The sequence below is a fragment of the Actinomadura sp. NEAU-AAG7 genome, from assembly GCF_018603865.1.
Taxonomy (GTDB): domain Bacteria; phylum Actinomycetota; class Actinomycetes; order Streptosporangiales; family Streptosporangiaceae; genus Spirillospora; species Spirillospora litoris.
Genome location: NZ_JAHFZY010000008.1, coordinates 159,462 through 180,550, shown reverse-complemented (window position 1 = coordinate 180,550; position 21,089 = coordinate 159,462). Strand labels below are relative to the sequence as shown.

Annotated in this window: 26 protein-coding genes; 16 read left to right on the top strand and 10 right to left on the bottom strand. The window is 73.5% G+C overall.

What is annotated here, in order from left to right; translation table 11 throughout:
* Nucleotides 1-8 precede the first annotated feature (8 nt).
* From KLI87_RS33125 to KLI87_RS33115, 3 genes are read left to right on the top strand one after another with little or no spacing between them, the layout of a single operon-like run.
* Nucleotides 9-1,136, top strand: a complete 1,128-nt coding sequence (locus tag KLI87_RS33125; protein ID WP_214620196.1) for a glycosyltransferase family 1 protein — start codon at nt 9-11, stop codon at nt 1,134-1,136.
* The gene (locus KLI87_RS33120) at nt 1,136-1,870 is read left to right on the top strand and encodes a DUF2334 domain-containing protein (RefSeq protein WP_156220003.1); all 735 of its coding nucleotides are present in this window, start codon (nt 1,136-1,138) and stop codon (nt 1,868-1,870) included. The genes KLI87_RS33125 and KLI87_RS33120 overlap by 1 nt, the downstream gene beginning before the upstream one ends.
* Nucleotides 1,867-2,976 carry a glycosyltransferase gene (locus KLI87_RS33115; protein ID WP_214620195.1) on the top strand — a complete coding sequence of 370 codons (1,110 nt, stop codon included), beginning with the start codon at nt 1,867-1,869 and terminating at the stop codon, nt 2,974-2,976. The genes KLI87_RS33120 and KLI87_RS33115 overlap by 4 nt, the downstream gene beginning before the upstream one ends.
* On the opposite strand, the gene KLI87_RS33110 is transcribed toward KLI87_RS33115, so the two are convergent.
* The 4 genes from KLI87_RS33110 to KLI87_RS33095 form a co-directional block, all read right to left on the bottom strand.
* Complete coding sequence (locus tag KLI87_RS33110; protein ID WP_214620194.1) at nt 2,966-3,610, bottom strand: hypothetical protein; 645 nt, start codon at nt 3,608-3,610, stop codon at nt 2,966-2,968. The two genes, KLI87_RS33115 and KLI87_RS33110, sit on opposite strands and share 11 nt — an antisense overlap.
* Before the next feature lie 128 nt (nt 3,611-3,738).
* Complete coding sequence (locus KLI87_RS33105; RefSeq protein ID WP_308166377.1) at nt 3,739-4,131, bottom strand: YchJ family metal-binding protein; 393 nt, start codon at nt 4,129-4,131, stop codon at nt 3,739-3,741.
* A 24-nt stretch (nt 4,132-4,155) separates the two neighbouring features.
* On the bottom strand, nt 4,156-5,529 hold the full coding sequence (locus tag KLI87_RS33100) for a hypothetical protein (protein ID WP_214620193.1): 1,374 nt from the start codon (nt 5,527-5,529) through the stop codon (nt 4,156-4,158).
* 185 nt (nt 5,530-5,714) lie between these two features.
* Nucleotides 5,715-6,575: a DUF192 domain-containing protein gene (locus KLI87_RS33095; RefSeq protein WP_156220007.1), complete on the bottom strand. Its 861-nt coding sequence runs from the start codon at nt 6,573-6,575 to the stop codon at nt 5,715-5,717.
* A gap of 147 nt (nt 6,576-6,722) precedes the next feature.
* Between KLI87_RS33095 and KLI87_RS40620 the strand changes: the two genes are divergently transcribed.
* The 7 genes from KLI87_RS40620 to KLI87_RS33065 all read left to right on the top strand — a co-directional run bounded on the left by KLI87_RS40620 (nt 6,723) and on the right by KLI87_RS33065 (nt 12,579).
* A complete protein-coding gene (locus KLI87_RS40620) occupies nt 6,723-6,965 on the top strand; it encodes a hypothetical protein (RefSeq protein ID WP_250904553.1) in 243 nt (80 codons plus the stop codon).
* 23 nt (nt 6,966-6,988) lie between these two features.
* Nucleotides 6,989-7,096, top strand: a complete 108-nt coding sequence (locus tag KLI87_RS41710; RefSeq protein WP_308166375.1) for a helix-turn-helix domain-containing protein — start codon at nt 6,989-6,991, stop codon at nt 7,094-7,096.
* Nucleotides 7,097-7,191: 95 nt separating this feature from the next.
* Nucleotides 7,192-8,526: a cytochrome P450 gene (locus KLI87_RS33085; RefSeq protein ID WP_214620192.1), complete on the top strand. Its 1,335-nt coding sequence runs from the start codon at nt 7,192-7,194 to the stop codon at nt 8,524-8,526.
* A 176-nt stretch (nt 8,527-8,702) separates the two neighbouring features.
* Nucleotides 8,703-9,617 carry an ABC transporter ATP-binding protein gene (locus KLI87_RS33080; protein ID WP_156220009.1) on the top strand — a complete coding sequence of 305 codons (915 nt, stop codon included), beginning with the start codon at nt 8,703-8,705 and terminating at the stop codon, nt 9,615-9,617.
* Nucleotides 9,614-10,399: an ABC transporter permease gene (locus tag KLI87_RS33075; RefSeq protein ID WP_214620191.1), complete on the top strand. Its 786-nt coding sequence runs from the start codon at nt 9,614-9,616 to the stop codon at nt 10,397-10,399. The genes KLI87_RS33080 and KLI87_RS33075 overlap by 4 nt, the downstream gene beginning before the upstream one ends.
* Nucleotides 10,400-10,429: 30 nt before the next feature.
* Entirely contained in the window at nt 10,430-11,116 is a 687-nt protein-coding gene (locus KLI87_RS33070) for a response regulator transcription factor (RefSeq protein WP_156220010.1), read from the top strand.
* Complete coding sequence (locus KLI87_RS33065; RefSeq protein ID WP_214620190.1) at nt 11,113-12,579, top strand: cell wall metabolism sensor histidine kinase WalK; 1,467 nt, start codon at nt 11,113-11,115, stop codon at nt 12,577-12,579. The genes KLI87_RS33070 and KLI87_RS33065 overlap by 4 nt, the downstream gene beginning before the upstream one ends.
* Here the strand turns inward: KLI87_RS33065 and KLI87_RS33060 are convergent.
* The 3 genes from KLI87_RS33060 to KLI87_RS33050 form a co-directional block, all read right to left on the bottom strand.
* On the bottom strand, nt 12,563-12,754 hold the full coding sequence (locus KLI87_RS33060; protein WP_156220011.1) for a ferredoxin: 192 nt from the start codon (nt 12,752-12,754) through the stop codon (nt 12,563-12,565). The genes KLI87_RS33065 and KLI87_RS33060 overlap by 17 nt on opposite strands.
* 65 nt (nt 12,755-12,819) lie before the next feature.
* Entirely contained in the window at nt 12,820-13,473 is a 654-nt protein-coding gene (locus tag KLI87_RS33055) for a hypothetical protein (protein WP_214620189.1), read from the bottom strand.
* Between the two features lie 51 nt (nt 13,474-13,524).
* A complete protein-coding gene (locus KLI87_RS33050) occupies nt 13,525-14,937 on the bottom strand; it encodes an MFS transporter (RefSeq protein ID WP_156220013.1) in 1,413 nt (470 codons plus the stop codon).
* 133 nt (nt 14,938-15,070) lie between these two features.
* On the opposite strand from KLI87_RS33050, the gene KLI87_RS33045 reads away from it, so the two are divergent.
* Genes KLI87_RS33045 through KLI87_RS33035 form a run of 3 tightly spaced genes read left to right on the top strand, consistent with a single transcriptional unit; the run spans nt 15,071 to nt 16,287 of the window.
* Nucleotides 15,071-15,526 (top strand): MarR family winged helix-turn-helix transcriptional regulator, encoded by a 456-nt coding sequence (locus KLI87_RS33045; RefSeq protein ID WP_214620188.1) that lies wholly within the window; start codon nt 15,071-15,073, stop codon nt 15,524-15,526.
* A gap of 60 nt (nt 15,527-15,586) precedes the next feature.
* Nucleotides 15,587-15,961, top strand: coding sequence for a type II toxin-antitoxin system RelE/ParE family toxin (locus tag KLI87_RS33040; protein ID WP_214620187.1), 375 nt, complete (start codon nt 15,587-15,589; stop codon nt 15,959-15,961).
* Nucleotides 15,958-16,287: a helix-turn-helix domain-containing protein gene (locus KLI87_RS33035; RefSeq protein WP_156220014.1), complete on the top strand. Its 330-nt coding sequence runs from the start codon at nt 15,958-15,960 to the stop codon at nt 16,285-16,287. The genes KLI87_RS33040 and KLI87_RS33035 overlap by 4 nt, the downstream gene beginning before the upstream one ends.
* Before the next feature lie 69 nt (nt 16,288-16,356).
* On the opposite strand, the gene KLI87_RS33030 is transcribed toward KLI87_RS33035, so the two are convergent.
* A complete protein-coding gene (locus KLI87_RS33030; protein WP_214620186.1) occupies nt 16,357-17,100 on the bottom strand; it encodes an SDR family oxidoreductase in 744 nt (247 codons plus the stop codon).
* A 71-nt stretch (nt 17,101-17,171) separates the two neighbouring features.
* Between KLI87_RS33030 and KLI87_RS33025 the strand changes: the two genes are divergently transcribed.
* Nucleotides 17,172-18,035, top strand: coding sequence for a LysR family transcriptional regulator (locus tag KLI87_RS33025; RefSeq protein ID WP_214620185.1), 864 nt, complete (start codon nt 17,172-17,174; stop codon nt 18,033-18,035).
* On the opposite strand, the gene KLI87_RS33020 is transcribed toward KLI87_RS33025, so the two are convergent.
* Entirely contained in the window at nt 18,032-18,946 is a 915-nt protein-coding gene (locus tag KLI87_RS33020) for an RNA polymerase sigma-70 factor (RefSeq protein WP_156220017.1), read from the bottom strand. The genes KLI87_RS33025 and KLI87_RS33020 overlap by 4 nt on opposite strands.
* Before the next feature lie 181 nt (nt 18,947-19,127).
* On the opposite strand from KLI87_RS33020, the gene KLI87_RS33015 reads away from it, so the two are divergent.
* Nucleotides 19,128-19,613: a carboxymuconolactone decarboxylase family protein gene (locus KLI87_RS33015; protein WP_156220018.1), complete on the top strand. Its 486-nt coding sequence runs from the start codon at nt 19,128-19,130 to the stop codon at nt 19,611-19,613.
* 67 nt (nt 19,614-19,680) lie between these two features.
* Nucleotides 19,681-20,094: a DUF2267 domain-containing protein gene (locus KLI87_RS33010; protein ID WP_156220019.1), complete on the top strand. Its 414-nt coding sequence runs from the start codon at nt 19,681-19,683 to the stop codon at nt 20,092-20,094.
* Nucleotides 20,095-20,130: 36 nt separating this feature from the next.
* On the opposite strand, the gene KLI87_RS33005 is transcribed toward KLI87_RS33010, so the two are convergent.
* Nucleotides 20,131-21,087, bottom strand: a complete 957-nt coding sequence (locus KLI87_RS33005) for an NAD-dependent epimerase/dehydratase family protein (RefSeq protein ID WP_214620184.1) — start codon at nt 21,085-21,087, stop codon at nt 20,131-20,133.
* Nucleotides 21,088-21,089 lie beyond the last annotated feature (2 nt).

Here is a 21,089-nt window from a genome sequence, read left to right as displayed (position 1 = left end):
TTCCGGCCGTGAAGGTCGCCATCGTGACCGAGTCGTTCCTGCCCCGAGTCAACGGGGTGACGGGTTCGGTCTGCCGCGTTCTCGAACACCTCGCCGCCCATGGCCACGAGGCCCTCGTGGTCGCTCCCGGGCCTGCCCCGAGCTCCTACGCGGGCGCGCGCGTCGCGCCCGTGCGGGGCATGGCCCTGCCCTGCTACCCGACGTTCGCCGTGGGGGTGCCGACCAGGCGCGTCACCGCGATCCTGCGCGACTTCGGGCCCGACGTCGTCCATCTCGCCTCGCCGCTCGTACTCGGCGCGTCCGGGCTCGCCGCCGCGAACCGGCTCGGCGTGCCCGCCGCCGCGGTCTTCCAGACCGATGTCGCCGGGTTCGCCCGCCGGTACGGGCTGCGCGGCGCCGATCCCGTCATCTGGTGGTGGCTGCGCCGCCTGCACGGCCGCGCCGCGCTGACGCTCGCGCCGTCCACGCCCGTCCTCGCGGAGCTGGAGCGGCGGGGCGTCCCGCGCCTGGCCCGCTGGGGGCGGGGCGTGGACCGCGCCCGCTTCCACCCCTCGCACCGCTCGGCGGAGGTGCGGGCCCGCCTGGCGCCCGACGGCGTCGCGCTCGTCGGCTACGTCGGACGCCTCGCCGCCGAGAAGCGCCCCGGCCTGCTCACCCGGCTCGTCGGCATCCCCGGCGCCCGGCTGGTCGTGGTCGGGGACGGCCCGGAGGAGGGGCGCCTGCGCCGCCTCATGCCCGACGCGGTCTTCACCGGGTTCCGCACCGGGACGGAGCTGTCGGAGCTGGTCGCCTCGCTCGACGTGTTCGTGCACACCGGCGCCGACGACACGTTCTGCCAGGCCGTCCAGGAGGGCCTGGCCTCGGGCGTGCCGGTGGTCGCCGCGGCGGCCGGCGGTCCGCTGGACCTCGTCCGGCCGGGGGTGAACGGCCTGCTGTACGCGCCGGACGACGGCGGGGAGCTGCGCGCGGCCGTCGCCACGCTCGTGGACGACGTCCGGACGCGGCGGCGCATGTCCGTCCAGGCGGCGGAGTCGGTGCGCGGACGCGACTGGGAGACCGTGTGCGGGGAGCTGATGGGCCACTACCGGGACCTCGTCCACGGCGCCGCCGACCGCCCGGCCGAGAGCGCCGCCTGATGGGCGCGTTCCCGTTCGTCGTGTCGATCCACGACGTCGCGCCGTCCACCGCCGAGCCCACCGCCCGGTGGCTCGCCGACCTGGACGAGCGCGGCGTCCCGTGCACGCTCCTGGTGATCCCCGGGCCGTTCGGCGGCGGCGCGGCGCTGCCGCACGACGGCCCGCTCGTCGCGTTCCTGCACGCCGCCGCGCTGCGCGGGCACGAGCTCGCCCTGCACGGCTACGCGCACGAGGGCGTCCCCGGCGGGCCGCTCTGGCGGCGCGGCGTCAACCAGGCCCTCGCCCGGGGCGCCGGGGAGTTCTGGTCGCTGACCGCGCACCAGGCCGCCGGACGGCTCCGCGCCGGACGCGCCCTGCTCGCCGAGGCCGGGATCGAGGTCACCGGGTTCACGCCGCCCGGCTGGCTCGCGTCCCCCGGCACCCGCCGCGCGCTGGCCGCGCTCGGGTTCACCTACTGGACGAGCCAGCTCGGCGTCCACCACCTGCCCGGCGGACCGGTGCGGCGCATGCCCGCGCTGTCGCACCGCCCGGGTGGGAGGGGGGAGCGGACGGGCGCGCGCGTCATGACCGGCGCGGCCCGCGCGTTCGCCCGGACGCGGACGCCGTTCCGCATCGCGCTCCACCCGGCCGACCTCACCCGGCCCGGCCTGCGCCGCGCCACGCTCGCCGCCGTCGACGCGGCGGTCGCGGCGGGCGGCCGCGCCGTCACCTACGAGACGCTGGTGGGCCGTTGAGGATCGTCCAGCTCGCCAACCTCTACAGCCCCGTCTCCGGCGGCCTCCGCACGGCCGTCGACATGCTCGGCGCGGGCTACGCGGCGGCCGGGCACGAGCGCGCCCTCGTCGTCCCCGGCCCCGCCTACACGCGCCGCGAGACCGCGAACGGGCAGGTCGTCACCGTGCCGGGGCCGTCGGTCGCGCCCGGCTACCGGCTCGTGCTCGACCCGCGCCCGGTGCTGCGCGTCCTCGGCCGCCTGCGCCCGGACGTCATCGAGGTGTCCGACAAGGCGACGCTGACGGTCGCGGCCCGCTGGGCGCGGAAGCGCGGCGTCCGGACCGTCCTGTTCTCCCACGAGCGCCTCGACGCGATCCTCGCGCCGCGCGTCCCGGCCCGGTTCCCGCTGGCCGCCGCCACCGACCGCTGGAACCGGCGGCTCGCGGCCTCCTTCGACGCGATCGTGGTGACCTCGGCGTTCGCCGCCGCCGAGTTCGCCCGGGTCGGCGCCCCGGCGCTGCACCGCGTCCCGCTGGGCGTGGACCTGACGACGTTCCGGCCCGTCCCGCACGCCTTCACCGGACGCCCGGTGCGGCTGGTCCATCTGGGGCGGCTCTCCTCGGAGAAGCGCCCGGACCTGGCGATCGGCGCCGTGGCCGAGCTGGTGCGGCGCGGCGTCCCCGTGCGCCTCGACGTCGTCGGCGATGGACCGTGCCGATCCCGGCTGCGCGCCTGGGCCCGCCGCGAGCGGCTCCCGGTCGCCTTCCACGGCCACGTCGACGGCCGCGCCGCCGTCGCCCGCCTCCTCGCGGCGGCCGACGTCGCGCTCGCCACCTGCCCGATCGAGTCGTTCGGGCTGGCCGTCCTGGAGGCGATGGCCTGCGGGACGCCGGTCGTCGCCGCCGACCGGGGCGCCGCGCACGAACTGCTCGCCCCGGGCGCGGGCGCCCGCGCCGCCCCGCACGCCCCGGCGATCGCCGACGGGGTCCAGTCGGTACTGCGCCTGGACCCCGCCCGCCGCCGCGCCGCCGCCCGCGCCCGTGCCGAGCGCTACCCGTGGACGACCACGGTCGCGGGCATGCTGGACGTGCTCGCGGCCGCCCGAGAGCCCGCGGCTACTCCTTGAACGAGCAGTCCTGCGGCAGGTCCGGCGGCTGGAAGTCGCCCTTGGGCAGCTCCAGCGGCGCGTCCTTCACCGTGTAGCCCTTCAGCCATTTCCCGAAAGGCCCGGAGCTGTTCGCGCTGTGCGGCGCGGGACCGCTGCCCATCTGGAGGCACTGCGGCAGGGTGACGCCCCACGAGAACCCCATCCGGTCGTACTTGTGGCCGAGCGGCGACTGGTAGAAGGTGAAGTTCGCGCGCCTCTCGTTCGCGGGAACATTGTCCTGCCGGATCCCCGAGACGATCGCGATGGGCCCCGTCGCCATCAGATAGTCGACCTTGATGGTCCCGTAGTGGTGCTTGTCCGGCCCGCCGGGGACGTCCGGGGAGTAATGGTCGTACTTCACGGTTCCGCGCGCGGCCCCGAGCACCATCTTCCCGCCGACCATCTTCCACGGCCCGCCGTGCGCGTCCACCGTGAACCGCCGGTACGGGTACTCCGGGTCGGCGGGGAACTTCAGCCACGCGTCGCCGGTGACATGCGATTCCCTGACCGGCTCCCGGCCCTTGTCCTGAGCCATCGCGCTTCCGGTGCCGGCCAGCCCGGCGGCGGCGAGCACCGCCGCCCCGGCCACGAGAACGCGTCGTCCGTGCGCCATTCTGGGTCTCCTTGAGAACTGGGGAAGCGGGCGGTTTCCACCCGCCCCCACAACCTCGCAGCGAGCACCCCTCGCGTTCTTCCCCCGCGTGACCGAACCCGATGCCCCGCGCGGGGGAGAGCCGGTTCTCAGCCGTCCCCAGACCGGGTGACCTTTCCCCGGACATAGACCCATTCGCCGTCATGCCGCACGAACCGGCTGACCTCGTGCAGTTCCCCGGTCTCGAACCCGGCCGCGTAATGGGCGCGGAACTCGACCGTCCCCCGCTCGTCTTCGGCCCCGCCGTCCTCGGTCCGGACGATCTCCAGCCGCACCCACCGCGTCCCGGTCGCGAACTCGACCCGCTCCGGCCGCGTGGCCGGATGCCAGCTCCGCAGCAGGTACGCCTCGTCCTGCCGGGCGAACGCGCTGAACCGCGACCGCATCAGCTCCTCGGCGGTCCCGGCCCGCGCCTCGCCCCGATGCAGCCGCCCGCAGCACTCCCGGTAACGGACGCCGCGTCCGCAGAAACAATGAGCCACCCGACGATTCTGCCCCGCCGCCGGCTACCGGGGGACGTAGAGGCGGACGTCGTCGACGTCGGCCGTCCCCTCGTAGTAGTTCAGGTGCGGGTCGCCGATGATGAAGGAGTCGGGGTAGGCCGACCCCTTGGGCCAGGAGTGCTCGGTCGTGTACGTCCCGGCCGGGCCCCGGTGGACGAGCCTGCGGTCGAACCGGCCGTCGTACTCGCCGGGCGTCTGGTTGTAGTGCCAGATCGGCCGCCCGTCCTCCACGAAGTCGTGGTGGACGCGCAGCGTCGCCTGCCCGATGTGCAGGAAGGGACCGCTCATCTCAAGGGTGTAGCCGGTGCGGTCGCGTTCCACGGCGAACCGGTAGGCGGCCTTCGGCATCAGTCGCGGCTGGAGTTCCGCGCTGGTCAGATGGCCCTCGAACCGGTTCCCGGGCCCGTAGGGCTTGTCCATCGAGACGTTTCCGCAGCGGGTCTTGATGTAGTACTCGTTGCTGATGTTGTTGTTGGCCGTCTCGCGGAACAGGTCGCCGCGCGGGAAGAGGGCGTTGACGCCGTTGAAGGTGCCCTCGAACGTCCGGTAGATCCGCCAGGTCTTCGGATCGCACGTCCCGGCGTTCTTCCAGCGGGCGTCGTCGCTGTAGTAGCCGTCCATGATGACCTTGCGCCGGAAGTGGATGCCGGGATTGCCGTGCGGCGCGGGCGTCGCGTAGTCGAGGATCGTCAGGTAGTAGAACCCGTTCTCACGGGTGACGTCGGGATAGTCGCAGCGCTCCTTGCCGGGCAGCGCCCCCTGGAACGTCCAGGGATAGCGGGTCTTGCAGGGCTCCTTGGTGTAGCCGTTGTGCCTGCCGCCGTAGTCGAAGGTGCCGTGCCGCTTCCCGCCGAACCCGAGGCCGCGCAGCGTCATCTCCACGCGGTAGCGCGGCGGCAGCGGACGCGTCGGGCGGATCAGCACCCCCGCGTCCCAGCTCGGCTCGGAGATCCGGCCGACCCGCTGCCCGCCCGGGAGGCGCGCGGTCGACAGCCCCGGGCGCGAGTCGGGGCGGCCGTCGCGGTCCTTGTCGACGGCGGCGATCTCGGCGGTGAGCCATCCGCCGCGTCCGAACGCGACCCGCTTGCGGAACACGTTCAGCGTCGCGAGTTGCCGCGCGAACAATGGCCCGCTGATCTTCCGCCACGCCTCGCCGTCGTCGTCGAAGGCGTCGACGTTCCACGGGCTGCGCCGCCCCTGCGGGTCCAGGCGCCAGGGGGCGCCGTCGATCCTCAGCGGGCGGTCGAAGCCCTCCTGGTCGACCAGCACCCAGCCGCCGGACGAGGCCCTTCCCGCGGTGACAGGCCAGGCGGTCGAGGCGGCTGCCGCGACGGCGGTCCCCGCGATCGCCAGCGCGACCTTCCCGTGTCTCCTCAAGACGCCCCTCCCACCGCCGCGGATCCTGCGAGGGAAACCTACGGTTCACACGCCGCGGGCGCCCCGCCGCTGCGCCCGCCTTCAGGCGTTCTTGCCCTGTTCTTGGCCGATTCCGGGGGAGCGCAGGAACCAGCCCGAGCGCCCACCGTCCGGACCAGCGGTAACCCGCCAAACCGCCTCGCGACCTAGAACTGGAGCAGGGTTCCCAGGGGGAGGATCGGCAGATTCCCGTTGGGCGCCTCGATGACGTAGGAGAACGGGAAACCAGGGTCGTAGCGCTGGCAGGAGGCCGGCTCCAGCATGCACGGCTGTCCCGTGAACCCGTGCAGGAGCCTCCCGGCGGAATCGAAGAACAGCAGGTCCGTGGTGAACGTGTAGCCCGCGATGATGTGGAATCCATAATTCGGGACCGCGTATCGGTACAGCATCCCGTCCCGCCCGCCGAGGTCGCCCCTCGTCCAGCCGATCATTCCCAGGGACGTCTTCCGGGGCGTGTCCGCGAGCGCCATGCGGTAGGCGCGGCCCCCGACCCCGACCGCGACCGTGGCGGCCTCGGAGGGGTCGAGCCGTCCCGAGGGCGTCTCGTCCTTCGGCGCGATCCTCGCGCCGCCGCCCCGCACGGTCTCCGCCTGCGGGCTTCCCGCGCAGTCCTGCGCGACCCGGTCCGCCCGCACGACCCGCACCGTGGACGCGCCGCGCCGCACGGTCACCCGCACCGCCCCCGCCGTCACGTAGGTGACAGACGGGCCGTCCGAGCAGACGGCGACGCTCGCCCGGCCCTTGACGAGGAACCTCTGCTCGCCGAGCTGCCCGTCCCGCGACAGCCCGATGACCATCGTGTCCTCGCTCTTCTCCTTGAGCCCCCCTTCGATGCCGAACCGGCCGATCGGCGTCGCGATGCTGCCGCCCACCTTCACGGCGAACAGCCCGTCCTGGTCGATGCTGAACACCAGCGGCAGCATCGGCGGCTGATAGGTCGCCCCGCCGACGAAACCGCACCCGCCCAGCAAGAGCAGCAGCGGAACCAGCCTGCTGAGAAGAATCATGTCCACCCCGCGCGAGTCGGAGGCGGGGGACGTCAGAACTGCGACGCGCGCCGTCCGCGCACGAGTTCACCCGTGACCACCATGGGCCACCATCGGCGAACCCTCTGTACAAACCGGCGTTCGCCCCTCTCGGTATTCTGATGCGATATGTCGGAAACCCGCCATGGTGCTCTGAGGCCGCTCGTCCACCACGAGCGCGTGGACCGGCACGATCATCCGCACCACCAGCTCGTCTACCCGAGCCACGGCATCCTCCAGGTCTCCACGGACGAGGGCCGCTGGGTCGTCCCGCCGCACCGCGCGGTCTGGCTCCCCGCCGGGATCGCGCCCGCCCACCAGGCGCACGGCACGACCGATGGCGGACGCAGGTCCGCCTGCACCACGCCCTGATCCTCCTCGCGACCGGCGCGTCGGTGACCAGCGTCGCCGCCGCCTGCGGCTACGCCGGGCCGAGCGCGTTCATCGAGGCGTTCCGCAACGCCTTCGGCACGACCCCGGGCCGCTTCGCCGCCCGCCCCTGAAACCGCCGCCCGCGGTGCGAGGTTGCTCACCGGCAGGCGCGGTTCGGCTTACCGGGTATCCCGCGGGTGGGCGAGGGCCTGATATCCCTCGAACCATGACCGCCGCGGGGCCACGTGTCGACGCACCGCCCAGAGCACCGGGCGCCCACCCCCTGTTCGGACATCTCAAGCCGCTGCTCCTCGACCCGCTCGGCCTGCTGGCGGCGCTGCCGCACCTCGGCGACGTCGTCGAGCTGCGGTTCGGCCGGACGCCGACCTACGTGGTGTGCTCCCCGGAGGCGGCCCAGCAGGTCCTCCGCAACCCCGACCGCGCCTTCGACAAGGGCGGCACGTTCTACGAGAACGTGCGGTCCTTGGTCGGCGACGGCATGGCCACCTGCCCCCTGGCCGAGCACAAACGGCTGCGCCGCCTCGCCCAGCCCGCCTTCCGGACCGACCGGATGTCCGGCTACGCCCGCACCATCCACGCCCAGGTCGAGGCGGCCACCTCGACCTGGCGGCACGGGCAGGTCCTGGACGCGCTCCCGGAGATGCGCTCGCTCGCCACCCGGACCACCTTCGCGACCATGTTCCGCCGCCGCGAACTCGGCCCCGAGATCGACGGGCTGCGCCGGGCCGTCACCGACTTCGTCGAGCACCAGACCGTTTTGCGGATGGTCGCGCCCATCGTCAACCGCCTGCCCACCGCCCGCAACCACCGCTACCGCGCGAGCGAGGCGAGGCTGCTGCGCTTCCTGGACGGGGAGATCGCCGCCTACCGCGCCGACGGCACCGACCACGGCGACCTGATGTCCATGTTCACCACGTCCCCGGACGGCGACCCGCTGACCGACGCCGAGGTGCGCGACACGGTCATGACCGTCCTCCTCGGCGGGATCACCACGACGGCCGTGAGCCACGCGTGGGCCCTGCACCAACTCTCCCTGGACGCCGCGCTGGACGCCGAGGTCGCCGCCGAGGCCCGCGCCGCCGCCCCGCTCGACACCCCCGACGCGGTGGACCGGCTCCCCCTCACCCGGGGCGTCGTCGCCGAGGTGCTGCGGCACCGCACCGCGGGCTGGATCTTCCCGCGCGTGGCCGTCACCGACACCACCATCGGCTCCCGGCGCGTCCCCGCCGGTGCGCAGGTGCTGCTCAGCCCCTACGTCCTGCACCACCGGCCCGACCTGTTCGCCACCCCGGACAACTTCGACCCGCACAGATGGGACGGACGCGACCCGCACCGGACCAAGGGCTGGCTGCCCTTCGGCGCGGGGGAGTCCAAGTGCATCGGCTACGAACTCGCCTTCATGGACCTGACCCTGTCGCTCGCCGACATCGTCCGGTCCTGGCGCCCGCTGCCCTGTCCCACACCTGTCCGTCCGCGCCCGCGGCTCCACCTGGAACCCCACGGCCTCACGCTGCGCCTGGCCGAACGCGACCCGCGCTGACACCAGGACGGCCGGACCGCCCTCGTGTTTCCTGGCAGGGAGCCTTGTGTTCGCTGGGAGTGGGCTGTTGAAACGTGGGCTCAGGTGGGCGGGGGCCTGAAGGGCGGGTCTGGATTCCCAGCGTTCTCACAGGTTCTCCCAGGGGGCGGCTAGGTGGGTCGGTCACGCTCGGGGGCATGACGAGGATCGCTGTACGCGGGCTGACCAAGCGTTACGGGCCCGACACCGTGGTGGACGATCTGTCGTTCACCGTCGAGCCCGGTCAGGTGACCGGTTTCCTCGGGCCGAACGGGTCCGGGAAGTCCACCACGATGAAGATGATCATGGGGTTGGCGGAGCCGACGCGGGGGACGGCGACGATCGGGGGGCGCCGCTACCGCGACCTTCGCATGCCGTTGGCGGAGGTCGGGGCGCTGCTGGACGCCGGGGCCGTCCACGGCAGCAGGAAGGCGCGCGACCACCTGCTGGCGCTCGCCGTCAGCAACGGGCTCCCGGCGCGCAGGGTGGACGAGGTCCTCGCCCGGACGGGCCTGGAGAGCGTGGCGGGCAAGCGGCCCGGGGGGTTCTCGCTCGGCATGCGGCAGCGGCTCGGCATCTCGGCGGCGCTGCTCGGCGACCCCGGGGTGCTGATCTTCGACGAGCCGGTCAACGGGCTCGACCCGGAGGGCATCCGCTGGATCCGCGACTTCATGCGCTCGCTGGCGGGCGAGGGGCGGGCGGTGCTGGTCTCCAGCCACCTCATGAGCGAGATGGCGCGGACCGCCGACCACCTGGTCGTCATCGGGCGCGGGCGGCTGATCGCCGACACCGGCATGGGCGAGTTCCTGCGCGCCAACGGTGAGGGGACCGTCCTGGTCCGGACGCCGGAGCCGGGGGCGTTCGCGCTCCGGCTGACCGCGGCGGGCGCCACCGTCCGGGACGGGTCGGAGTCCTCGCTCGTCGTCTCCGGCATGTCGGGCGAGGAGATCGGCCGGCTGGCCGCCTACCACGGCGTGGTGCTCAGCGAACTCAGCCCGCAGCAGCCCTCGCTGGAGGACGCCTTCATGGAGCTCACCAAGGACGCCGTCGAGTACCAGGGGGCCGCCGCGTGAGCGCGGACGTGCCCTTCACCCGCACGCTCCAGGCGGAGTGGATCAAGCTGCGCAGCCTGCGCTCCACCTGGTACACGCTGTCCGCGCTGATGGCGGTCGGGATCGGCGTCACGAGCCTGGCGCTGAGCACGGTGGGGCAGGACTACGCGGAGGCGTCCGCCGCCGACCGCCAGGCGTGGGACCCGACCAGCCTCAGCCTGACGACCTACATCATCGGCCAGTTGATCATCGGGGTGCTGGGCATCCTGATCGTCACCTCCGAGTACGCGACCGGGCTCATCGCGACCTCGCTCGGCGCCACGCCGCGCAGGCACCGGGTGCTGGCGGCCAAGGCGGTCATCGCCACCGGGCTGGCGCTGGTGGCGGGGCAGACGCTCATGGTCGCCGCCTTCCTCCTCGGGCAGGCGATGATGGCCGCGCAGGACGTCCCGCACGCGGCGCTCGGCGACGACGGGGTGTTCGCGGCGCTGGCGGGCGGCGGGCTCTACCTGTCGGCGATCGCGCTGCTCGCGGTCGGGCTCGGGGTCATCACGCGGGCCACGGCGGGGGCGCTGGCGACGCTGGTGGCGATCGTGTTCCTGGTCCCGGCCCTGTCCGGGACGTTCCCCTCGTGGATGCACGGCCTCGTCGACATCTGGCCGACCAGGGGCGCGGCCGCCGTCCTGACGACCGTCCCGGACCCCGAGTTCCCGCACCCGTGGCTGAACCTCGGCGGGCTGTGGCTGGCGGTCGCCGCCGTGCTGGCCACCGCGTTCGTGCTGCTGCGGCGCCGCGACGTATGAGGCTCCGTATCCTGGACGGCGTGGAACGCGATGACCTCCCGTGAGGGCGGCGAGCGGCTGCTGGTGGTGGACGACGAGGACACCGTCCGCGAACTGCTCTCCGCGACGCTGCGGTTCGCCGGGTTCCAGGTGGCCTCCGCGGCGACCGGCGCCGAGGCGGTCGCCGCGGCCACCGGGGAGCCCCCCGACCTCCTCCTGCTGGACGTCATGCTCCCCGACATGGACGGCTTCGAGGTCGTCCGGAGACTCGGCCGGCAGGTGCCCGTGCTGTTCCTCACCGCCCGCGACCGGCGCGAAGACAAGATCACCGGGCTGTCCCTGGGCGCCGACGACTACGTGACCAAGCCGTTCGCGCTGGAGGAGCTGATCGCCCGGATCCGCGCGATCCTGCGCCGCACCACCGGCCGCCGGACCGGCGCGCTGACGGTGGGGCCGCTCGCCCTCGACGCCGAGGGCCACCAGGTGACGCGGGCGGGACGCCCGGTCCGCGTCTCGCCCACCGAGTTCCAGCTGCTGCGCTACCTGATGGAGAACGCGGGTCTCGTGGTGTCCAAGGCGCAGATCCTCGACGGCGTGTGGCGCTACGACTTCGGCGGCGACGCCGGGATCGTCGACACCTACATCTCCTACCTGCGCCGCAAGGTCGACACCGGGGAGCCGAGGCTGATCCACACCGTCCACGGCGTCGGGTACGTGCTGCGGGAGCCGCGCCGGTGAGCCGGTTCTCGCTGCGGACGCGGCTGCTGCTGCTCACCACCGGCCTGCTGCTGACCGGACTGACCCTGATCAGCGCGCTCGTGTCCGAGCACCTCCAGCGCTACCAGCTCGGCCGGGTCGACGGGCGGCTGCGCTCGCTCACCTCGCTGATGTCGCAGGTGCCGGGCGGCGAGCCGCCGACGGCGCAGCACCCCTCCGCGCAGACCGCGCTGATCAACCCCGGCCTCGACCTCCTCGGCGCGCCCTACCTGCTGTACCTGGACACGAACGGCCGGGTGAGGGGCACGCTCCAGTCCAGCCGGCTCACCAAGGAGCCCCCGCCGTCCACCGGCGAGCTGCGCGCGGTCCCGGCCGACGGCAGGCCGCGCGGCGTGCGCTCCGCGAACGGCTCGGGCCGCTGGCGGGCCGTCGCCCGCCCGGGGGTCGGCTGGCGCGGGACGGTGATCGCCGCCGCGCCGCTCGCCGATGCCGACGCCACGATCTCCCGGCTCCGGACGAGCAGCCTCGTCACCGGCAGCGCGCTGCTCGCCCTGCTGACGGCGGTCGGCTGGTTCGCGCTCGGCCGCGGGCTGCGCCCGCTGCGCCGCATCGAGCACACGGCCGCCGCGATCGCGGGCGGCGACCTGAGCCGCCGCGTGCCCGGCATCGCGCCGCCCGGCACCGAGATCGGGCACCTCGCGGCGTCGCTGAACACCATGCTCGGCCAGCTCGAACGGGCCTTCGCCGACCGCGCCGCGTCCGAGGCGCGGATGCGCACGTTCCTCTCCGACGTCGGGCACGAGCTGCGCACGCCGCTGTTCGGCATCAAGGGCACGACCGAGCTGTACCGGATGGGCGGGCTGGCCTCCCGCGAGGACGTCGACGAGGCGATGCGCCGCATCGGCCACGAGGCCACCCGGCTCTCCGCCCTCACCGAGGACCTGCTGCTGCTCGCCCGGCTGGACGAGGCGCCGCGCGCCCAGCTCGACCCGGCCCCGATGGACCTGCGGACGCTCGCCACCGACGCCCGGCACGGGCTGCGGGCGCTCGACCCGTCCCGCCCGATCGAGCTGACCGGGCCGGACGGCGGACCGCCGGGGCCCGCGCCCGTCCACGCCGACGAGGACCGGCTGCGGCAGGTCGTCACCAACCTCGTCGGCAACGCCGCCGCGCACACGCCGCCGGGCACGCCCGTGCGCATCGGCGTGGGAACGGTGGACGGGCGCGCCGTCCTGGAGGTCGCGGACGAGGGCCCGGGAATCGCGTCCGACCAGGCGGCCCGCGTCTTCGACCGCTTCTACCGGGCCGACCGGTCCCGCAACCACTCCGGCGGCGCCAGCGCGGGACTCGGCCTCGCCATCGCCCGCTCCCTCGCACGCGCGCACGAGGGGGACGTCGAGTTGACCACGGCTCTGGGGGAGGGCGCCCGCTTCCGGCTGACGCTGCCGCTACTGGACCAGGAGGAGGTCAGTCCTCCAGCGTGATCGCGGCCTTCGGGCAGGCCCGCGCGGCCTCCTCGACCTGGGCCCACAGGGCCTCCGGCGGGTTCTCGTCCAGCACGTAGAGGAAGTCGTCATCGCGCACTTCGAAGACCTCCGGCGCCGCGGCCATGCACAGCGCGTTGCTCTCGCAGAGGTCAAAGTTCACGGAAATCTTCATGGCCACATTATGCGCCCAAGCGGTGGCACGGGACACACCCGGCGGCGCCCGCGAGAACCGGCCGGTCAGGGCGACAGCAGCCAGCAGTCCCGCAGGTCGTAGAAGACGGCGTCCTCGTCGAAGTGTGCCATCTGCTCGTCGCGCCAGGCCATGTAGTCCGGCGGCATCTTGGTGCGCTCGCCCTCCCGCGCCGCCTCCCTGGAGGTGAAGTAGGCGACGCCGGTGCAGATGCCGTCCGGGTGGACGCAGAACATGCCGCCGAGCATGTCGGGCCGCAGCTTCGCCAGCGTCCGCTCGGCCTCCTCGGGCACGAACGGGCGCACCGCCTCCCGGTCGCGGACGCGCGTCTGGAGGATCTGGACGAACCCGGCGCGGTCGAATCCCTCGCCGTCGGACGCGCCGGGTCCGAACGTCTCCACGTCGGTGCACTCCACGACCGTGACCACGCCCTCGAACAGGCCGCGGGTCTGGTCCCACCAGTGCGCCTGCTCGCGCCGCCCGTCGTTGCGCCGGGCCGCCTTCGGCGACGCGAACCGCGTCAGGCCGAGGTAGACGCCGTCGTCGGTCACCCCGCAGGTGCTGCCGAGCCAGCCCCGCGCGCCGGGCGAGACCTCCTGGTACCAGCGGTCGGTCGCCTCGTGCAGGGCCGCCGCGTCCCGCGCCCGGCCCTTGGCGACCTGGACGCACATCGCGTGCTTCGCCCTCCACTGGCCGAACACCGTCCACCTCCCTGGTTGGACGCTACCCATCGGGGGGCAAACCGGACGTCATCACCGGTTGAAGATCCCGCCGGGTGCGGCCCGGCGGACGGCCTGCGCCGCGATCGCGAGCACCGCGATGCCGAGGATGACCCACACCCCCGGCCTGTAGGTCGCCAGGTCGGTGGCGGGCGCGATCGTCGCGGTGACGATCGCCAGGCCGAACGCGCCGCCGATCTGGAGCGAGCTGTTGAGCAGCCCGGCGGCGACGCCCTGCTCCTCGTCAGGGACGCCGCTGGTCCCGGCGACCATCAGCGACGCGAACGTGAGCGCGAAGCCGACGCCCCACAGCAGCGACACCGGCATGAGGACCGTCCACAGGTCCGGGTCCTCGCCGATGCGGAGCATCAGCAGGTAGCACGGGACGAACGACACGAGACCGACCATCGCGACGGTGGTGACGCCGAACCGGTCCATCATCGCGCCGAGCTTCGGGCCGATGACGACCACCATCAAGCCCGCGGGCAGCAGCACCAGCGCGAACTGCCACGGCTCCCACCCGTTGAGCGTCTGGAGGTACTGGGTGAGCAGGAACTGGAAGCCCATCGCGGCGCCGTAGAGCAGGGCGATGCTGAGGTTGGCGGCCAGCAGCGAGCGGTCGCGCAGGAGGCCGAGCCGGATCAGCGGCGCCTTCACGACGCGCTCGACCCCGACGAAGGCCGCCAGCAGCGCGGCCGCCACGGCGAAACCGGCGAGCGTGGGCAGCGAGGACCAGCCGGCCTCGGGGACCGAGACCACGGTGAACACCAGCAGCATCGTCCCGCCGACCAGGGTGAGCGTGCCGCCGGGGTCGAGCCGTACCCGCTCGCGGCGCGGCGGGTCCTTCGGGACGACCAGGACCGCACCGATCGCGATCAGCACCGCGAGCGGGATCGGCAGCACGAACGTGGCCCGCCAGCTCACCGCCGCGATCAGCCCGCCGACCAGCAGGCCGGAGGAGTAGCCGGACGCCTCGAACACGTTGAAGATCCCGAACGCCCGGTTGCGCTGCGGCCCCTCGGGAAAGGTGGTCGTCAGCAGCGACATCGCCGCCGGGGCCGTGAACGCGGCGGCCAGCCCCTTGAGGAACCGCGAGGCGATCACCAGGGCGCCGTCGTCGACGACCGCCCCGACCAGCGACAGCGCGGCGAACACGGCCATCGCGACCACCAGCGTCCGGCGCCGTCCGAACAGGTCGGCGGAGCGCCCGCCGAGCAGCAGGAACCCGCCGAAGGTCAGGAAGTAGCCGCCGGTGAGCCACTGCGCGGTGGAGGCGTCCATGCCGAACTCGCGCTGGATCTCGGGGATCGCCACGGCGATCATCGAGTTCTCCAGCCCGTCGAGCAGGATCACCCCGCTGAACACCAGCAACGCGACCCACGACCGCACCGTCCAGCGCACCGGCCCGGGCGGCGCGGCGGCCTCCCGTAGATCCTGCTTCGCCATGGCGGTACGGCCCCCTCGCACTAGACTCGTTCGGACAGCGCTAGTAGGCGTCGCAAATAATTGCAGACGCTTCATATTGCACTAGCCGTATAGTGTCGCATGCAACGACTTTGTGGCAAGGGGTGGGGTGACCGTGCCGGTCGATGACGAGGGCGCGCGGGCCCGCGCGCGGGGCTGGCGGACCCTGGCCGCGCTGCACGCGTGCGTCGCCGACGTGCTCGAACGGGCGCTGCAACGCGAGCACGGCCTGTCGGTGAGCGAGTACAGCGTGCTCGACGTCCTGTTCCGCCAGGACGACCACTGCCTGCGGATGAACCGCCTCGCCGAGGCCCTGACGCTGAGCCGCTCGGCCACGACCCGCCTCGTCTCCCGCCTGGAGAAGCAGGAACTGCTCGAACGCTGCCTCTCCCCGGACGACCGCCGGGGCATCTACACGGAGCTGACCGCCAAGGGCGCCGCGACCCTGGAAGCCGCGCGCCCGGTCCACGACGCGGCCCTGGCCGAGGGCCTGCGAATCGCGGCGGAGGAACGAAACCTGGCCCCCCTGGTCCAAGCCCTGTCCACAGTCTCGACCGACCCCCACGCCTGAGGGACGGACGCCCGGCGGTTCGACCCCGCGCCAATATGAGCTAGAGGTTATATTGGTCAGGTGGCCTGGAACATCATCCTCCTCGAACCGGTCGAGAGCTGGTTCCTCAAGCTGTGTGAGTCCGAGGTGGACACCGCGGCCTTGATCGAGCAGGCCATCGACAGGCTGGCCGAGGTCGGGCCGACGCTCGGCCGGCCGCTCGTCGACACCCTGGAGCACAGCGAGCTGCGTAACCTGAAGGAACTGCGACCCGGCAGCCGAGGCCGGTCGGAGATCCGGATGCTCTTCGTCTTCGATCCGGACCGTGCCGCGATCTTCCTGGTGGCCGGTGACAAGGCGGGGCAGTGGTCACGCTGGTATGACGAGGCGATCCCACTGGCCGAAGCCCGCTACGCCGAGTACCGGGCCGCCAAGCACAAGGAGGCCCAACGATGAGCACCGGACGCCGCTGGCAGGACATCAAGGCCGAAGCGCACCGCCGCAACCCCGAACTGGCCGACCCCGAACGCCAGGCGCGGGCCCGCGCTGAGCTGGACGCCTATGTCGCCGGCCACCACCTCAAGGAACTCCGCAAGGCCATCGGCAAGACGCAGGCCGAGGTCGCCCAGATTCTCGGCGTCTCGCAGTCACGCGTCTCCCAGATCGAGAACGGCGACCTCGAAGCCATGGAGCTGGAGACGCTCCGCGCCTACGCCACCGCCCTCGGCGGACACGTGGACGTCACCGTCAGCGTCGGCCCTCACTCGATCAAGGTCGCCTGACAGCACCGACCCGCCTTACCCCGGTCGATGGTGCGGCCGCTGGGTGATTGCCGCGCCTGAGGGACGGGGTTACCAGGGGATGGTCTCGGTCAGGGTGTCCGGGCCTCGGAAGGTGCCGGTGGGGCCGTCTTCGGGGAGCGTGGCCAGCAGGATCGGGACGGCGGCGCCCTCGGCCGTCGTGCGGTCGCCGCGCGGGAAGGGAGCGGCGGCGTTCTGGTCCGTCGGCACCATGCCGGGGCTGACCGCGTTGACCTTGATCCCGTCGGCGCGCAGGGCGGCGGCGTAGACCAGCGTCAGCGCGTTGAGCGCCGCCTTGGACGAGGAGTACCCGAGCGCCGCCCGGCCCGCGACCGGGCTCGCGGGGTCGCTCAGCATCGTGAGCGAGCCGAGCCCGCTGGAGACGTTGACGATCCGCGCCGCCCCGGAGCGGCGGAGCAGCGGCAGGAAGGCGGACGTCACCGTGACGACGCCGAAGACGTTGACCTCGTAGGTGTCGCGGAGCCGCGCGGCGTCGGACTCGGCGGGCCCGACGTCCCACTCGGTCGTGATCCCGGCGTTGTTGACGAGGGCGTCCAGCCGTCCGGTCTCGGCGCCGACGGTCGCGGCGGCCGCCTCGACGGAGCGTGGGTCGGTCACGTCCAGTTGGACGAACCGGACATCGCCCGCCCGCATCTCCGCGACGGCCCGCCGCCCGCGCTCCGGGTCGCGGGCGCCCAGGTACACGGTGAGGCCCCGCTCCGCGAGGCCCCGGACGATCTCCCTGCCGATGCCCTTGTTGCCGCCGGTGACCAGCGCCACGTCGTTGTCGCTCATGCCGTCCATCTCAGCGGCCCCGCCCTCCGGAAGGGAAAGACCCGTCGGGTGCGGCGCCCTACCCTGGCGGTATGCCGGAGCCGGACCTGCGCGAGCTGCGCTACTTCAGCGCCGTCGCCGAGGAGTTGAACCTCACCCGCGCGGCCCGGCGGCTCGGCATCGCCCAGCCGCCGCTGTCGCGGGCCATGCGCCAGTTGGAGCGCCGCCTCGGCGTCGCCCTGTTCGACCGCGCCGGGAACCGGCTGGCGCTGACCCCGGCCGGCGAGGTCCTCGCGAAGGAGGCGCGCTCGGTCCTGGACGCCCTGGCCCTCGCCGTCCGCCGGACGCGGCGCGCCGCCCTCCCCGAGCGCGGCCTGGTGGTGACCGCGAAACCGGGGGTGGCCACGGCGCTGCTGCGCCGGGTCCGCGAAAGGTTTCGCGCGGAGCCGGAGGCGCCCGAACTCCACGTCGTCGTCAGCGGGTTCGGCGAGCAGGCCGCCATGGTCCGCGACGGGCGCGCGGACGTGGCGATCGCCGCCTGCTTCGACGGCCGCGGCCTCGACGTCGAGCCGCTGGCGAGCGAGCCGCGCGTCGCCGCGCTCACCCCGCACCACCGGCTGGCCTCCCGCGACGTCCTCAGCACCGCCGACCTGGCGGCGGAACCGGCCCCCCGATGGGCCGCGGGCGTCGACATCGGCTACCGGCTCGGCGACCCGGACCGGCCGCTGAGCGGCCCCGTCGTGCACGACAGCGCGCAACTGCTGGAGGTGGTCGCGCTGGGCGAGGCGGTCGCGCTGGTGCCGTCCTCGCTGGCCGAGCGGAACGTCCGCCCGGACGTGGCCTACCGCCCGGTGCCCGACGCGGCGCCCTACGAGACCCTCGCCCTCTGGCGCGCGGGCAGCCGGTCGCCGTCGATCGCGAGGTTCGTGCGGACGGCCCTGGAATGCTCCGACTAGTCCCCGTCGGCGCGGCTGAGCGCCGTCTCCCGCTCCAGATATGACAGCTTCTCCGGATTGCGGACGGCGTACAGGCCGGAGATCCGTCCCCCCTCGATCCGCACCGCGATGACCGTGTCGATCTCGCCCTCCACCCGCAGGATCAACGCCGGATAGCCGTTGACCTGCGCGGGCTCCATCGCCGTGCCCGCGATCCCGCCCAGCACGCCGCCCACCGTCTCCGCCCCGACGATGGGCGCGAGCGCCGCCCGCACGACCCCGCCGCCATCGGTCAGCAGGACGACGTCGGGCGCGAGGACGTCCAGCAGCCGCCCCAGGTCGCCGGTCTCGACCGCCCGCCGGAACGCCGCCAGCGCCTCCCGCGTCTGGTCCGCCGAGACCACCTCGCGCGGCCTGCGCGCGGAGACGTGCGCCCGCGCCCGGTGTGCGATCTGCCGCACCGCCGCCTGGTTCTTCCCGACGGCCTCGGCGATCTCCGCGTAGTCCAGCGCGAACACCTCGCGCAGCACGAACACCGCCCGCTCGGTCGGCGCGAGCGTCTCCAGCACCAGCAGCATCGCCATCGAGACGCTGTCGGCCAGCGCGACGTCCTCCGCCACGTCGGGCGCCGTCAGCAGCGGCTCGGGCAGCCACGGCCCGACATAGGACTCCTTGCGCCGGACGAGCGTCCGCAACCGCGTCAGCGCCTGCCGCGTCGTGATCCGGACCAGGTAGGCGCGCTGGTCGCGGACGGCACCGTGGTCGACGTTCATCCACCGCAGCCAGGTCTCCTGAAGCACGTCCTCGGCGTCGGCCGCCGATCCGAGCAGCTCGTAGGCGACGGTGAACAGCAGGTTGCGATGGGCGACGAACCCCTCGGTGGCGGAGTCCATCCGGCCCTCGCCCGGCCCGCCCTCTGCTCGCCCGTCCATATCCGGCTCCTATCCCGTCGCCCGCACAACACGCACAAGACGCCGGTCCCCGCCGCTGTGTGACACCCGCAGCCGGTGGCGCAGGTCACATCCCTCGGCCGTCACAGGCGGGGGGCCGCCGGCATCTCCTGTGCATGCCGGACGCCGCGTCCGGCGCACACGACCAGTGAGGACGAGAACCATGGAACCCCGGATCAACCTGCTCGCCAACGAACTCGGCGCGAAGATCTCCAAGCGGATCTACAACGTGAGCCTGGCCATCCAGCAGTCGCCGCTGCCCCGGACCGTCCAGGACCTCGTGATGCTCCGCGCCAGCCAGATCAACGGCTGCGGCTTCTGCGTCGACTACCACTCCAAGGACGCGGCGGCCGCGGGCGAGACCGCCGTCCGGCTGAACCTCGTGGCCGCCTGGCGCGAGTCCACGGTCTTCACCGCCGCCGAGCGCGCCGCGCTCGCCCTGGCCGAGGAGGGCACCCGCCTCGCGGACGCCCACCTCGGCGTGTCCGACGGCACCTGGGCCGAGGTGCGCGAGCACTACGACGACGACCAGACCGTCGCCCTGGTCTCGCTGGTGGCCATGATCAACGCCGCCAACCGGCTGGGCGTGATCGTCCGCAACCCCGGGGGCTCCTACGAGCCGGGGATGTTCGCGTCCATGGCCCCCTGACCCCGGCCCGGGTTAGCGGCCCGATATCCCGGGCAGCCCTGCGTTTAGCCAGGAAGGAGCGTCTGACATGCGGCACGAGGAGTTCATCGGACAGGTCCAGGACCGCGCGCGCCTCCCGGGGTGGGGCGACGCCGAACGGGCGTCCCGCGCGACGCTGGAGACGCTGGGGGAGCGGGTCCCCGAGGGCCTCGCCGACCACTTGGCGGCGCAGTTGCCGCACGAGATCGGCGAGCATCTGCGCCGCACCGAGGTCTACGGCGGCCTGGGGACCGGGGAGCGGTTCGGCAAGCACGACTTCGTCGAGCGCGTGGCGATGCGGGCGGGCACCAGCGAGGCGCGCGCCGCGTTCCTCGCGCGGAGCGTCCTCGGCGTGGTCGGCGACGCCACCCAGGGGTCGATCACCGCGAAGGTGCGCGGCGCCCTCCCGCCCGACGTCCGCGAGCTGATGCCCGCCGGGCACCACGGCCGACCACCGGCCTGACCGCCCGCACCGGGCCGGCGCGCCGGCCCGGTGCCCTCAGGCGGGACGGGCGATCAGCAGTTCCCGCGCGAACCACTCGATGGTGCCGCGCAGGCCGTCCTTGACCTGGATGCGGGGGCGCCAGCCGAACTCGGCCTCGGCCAGCGCCGTGTCGGGCCGCCGGACGCGCGGGTCGTCCTCGGGGCGGTCCACGAAGCGGACGCGCGAGCGCGACCCGGTCAGGTCGATGACCAGCCGCGCGAGGTCGGCCATGGAGATCTCGTACGGGCTGCCGATGTTGACCGGCCCCGGGTGGCCCGAGGTCGCGAGCGCGACGATGCCGCGGACGGTGTCGTCCACGTGGCAGATCGAGCGGGTCTGCGAGCCGTCCCCGGTGACGGTGAGGTCCTCGCCGGTGAGGGCCTGCCGCAGGAACGTGGGGATGGCGCGGCCGTCGTCGGGGCGCATCCGCGGCCCGTAGGTGTTGAAGATCCGGACGATCGCGGCGTCCAGGCCCCGGGAGTGCCGGAACGCCGACGTCAGCGCCTCGCCGAACCGCTTCGCCTCGTCGTACACGCTGCGCGGCCCGACCGGGTTCACGTTGCCCCAGTAGGTCTCGGGCTGCGGGTGCACCAGCGGGTCCCCGTACACCTCGGAGGTGGAGGCGAGGACGAACCGGGCGCCCTTGGCCTCGGCGAGGTCCAGGGCGTTGCGGGTGCCGCGGCTGCCGACCTCCAGGGTCTGGATCGGGTAGCGGAGGTAGTCGGCGGGGGAGGCGGCCGAGGCCAGGTGCAGGACGTAGCCGACCCTGCCGGGGACGTGCACGGGCTCGGTGAGGTCGTGCCTGAGGAAGCGGAAGTCCCGCCGCGCGGCCAGGTGCGCGACGTTGCGGGACGTGCCGGTCAGCAGGTTGTCCAGGCACACCACGGAGATGCCCTGGGCGAGCAGCGCCTCGCACAGGTGCGAGCCGAGGAATCCCGATCCCCCGGTGACGACGGCGCGTGGATGTCTCATGG

Coding starts and splice junctions, on each gene's coding strand:
- KLI87_RS33120 (WP_156220003.1), top strand. CDS start 1,136: ATGGGCGCGTTCCCGTTCGTCGTGTCGATCCACGACGTCGCGCCGTCC.
- KLI87_RS33110 (WP_214620194.1), bottom strand. CDS start 3,610: ATGGCGCACGGACGACGCGTTCTCGTGGCCGGGGCGGCGGTGCTCGCC.
- KLI87_RS33095 (WP_156220007.1), bottom strand. CDS start 6,575: ATGATTCTTCTCAGCAGGCTGGTTCCGCTGCTGCTCTTGCTGGGCGGG.
- KLI87_RS40620 (WP_250904553.1), top strand. CDS start 6,723: ATGTCGGAAACCCGCCATGGTGCTCTGAGGCCGCTCGTCCACCACGAG.
- KLI87_RS33085 (WP_214620192.1), top strand. CDS start 7,192: ATGACCGCCGCGGGGCCACGTGTCGACGCACCGCCCAGAGCACCGGGC.
- KLI87_RS33080 (WP_156220009.1), top strand. CDS start 8,703: ATGACGAGGATCGCTGTACGCGGGCTGACCAAGCGTTACGGGCCCGAC.
- KLI87_RS33070 (WP_156220010.1), top strand. CDS start 10,430: ATGACCTCCCGTGAGGGCGGCGAGCGGCTGCTGGTGGTGGACGACGAG.
- KLI87_RS33060 (WP_156220011.1), bottom strand. CDS start 12,754: ATGAAGATTTCCGTGAACTTTGACCTCTGCGAGAGCAACGCGCTGTGC.
- KLI87_RS33050 (WP_156220013.1), bottom strand. CDS start 14,937: ATGGCGAAGCAGGATCTACGGGAGGCCGCCGCGCCGCCCGGGCCGGTG.
- KLI87_RS33035 (WP_156220014.1), top strand. CDS start 15,958: ATGAGCACCGGACGCCGCTGGCAGGACATCAAGGCCGAAGCGCACCGC.
- KLI87_RS33030 (WP_214620186.1), bottom strand. CDS start 17,100: ATGAGCGACAACGACGTGGCGCTGGTCACCGGCGGCAACAAGGGCATC.
- KLI87_RS33025 (WP_214620185.1), top strand. CDS start 17,172: ATGCCGGAGCCGGACCTGCGCGAGCTGCGCTACTTCAGCGCCGTCGCC.
- KLI87_RS33020 (WP_156220017.1), bottom strand. CDS start 18,946: ATGGACGGGCGAGCAGAGGGCGGGCCGGGCGAGGGCCGGATGGACTCC.
- KLI87_RS33015 (WP_156220018.1), top strand. CDS start 19,128: ATGGAACCCCGGATCAACCTGCTCGCCAACGAACTCGGCGCGAAGATC.
- KLI87_RS33010 (WP_156220019.1), top strand. CDS start 19,681: ATGCGGCACGAGGAGTTCATCGGACAGGTCCAGGACCGCGCGCGCCTC.
- KLI87_RS33005 (WP_214620184.1), bottom strand. CDS start 21,087: ATGAGACATCCACGCGCCGTCGTCACCGGGGGATCGGGATTCCTCGGC.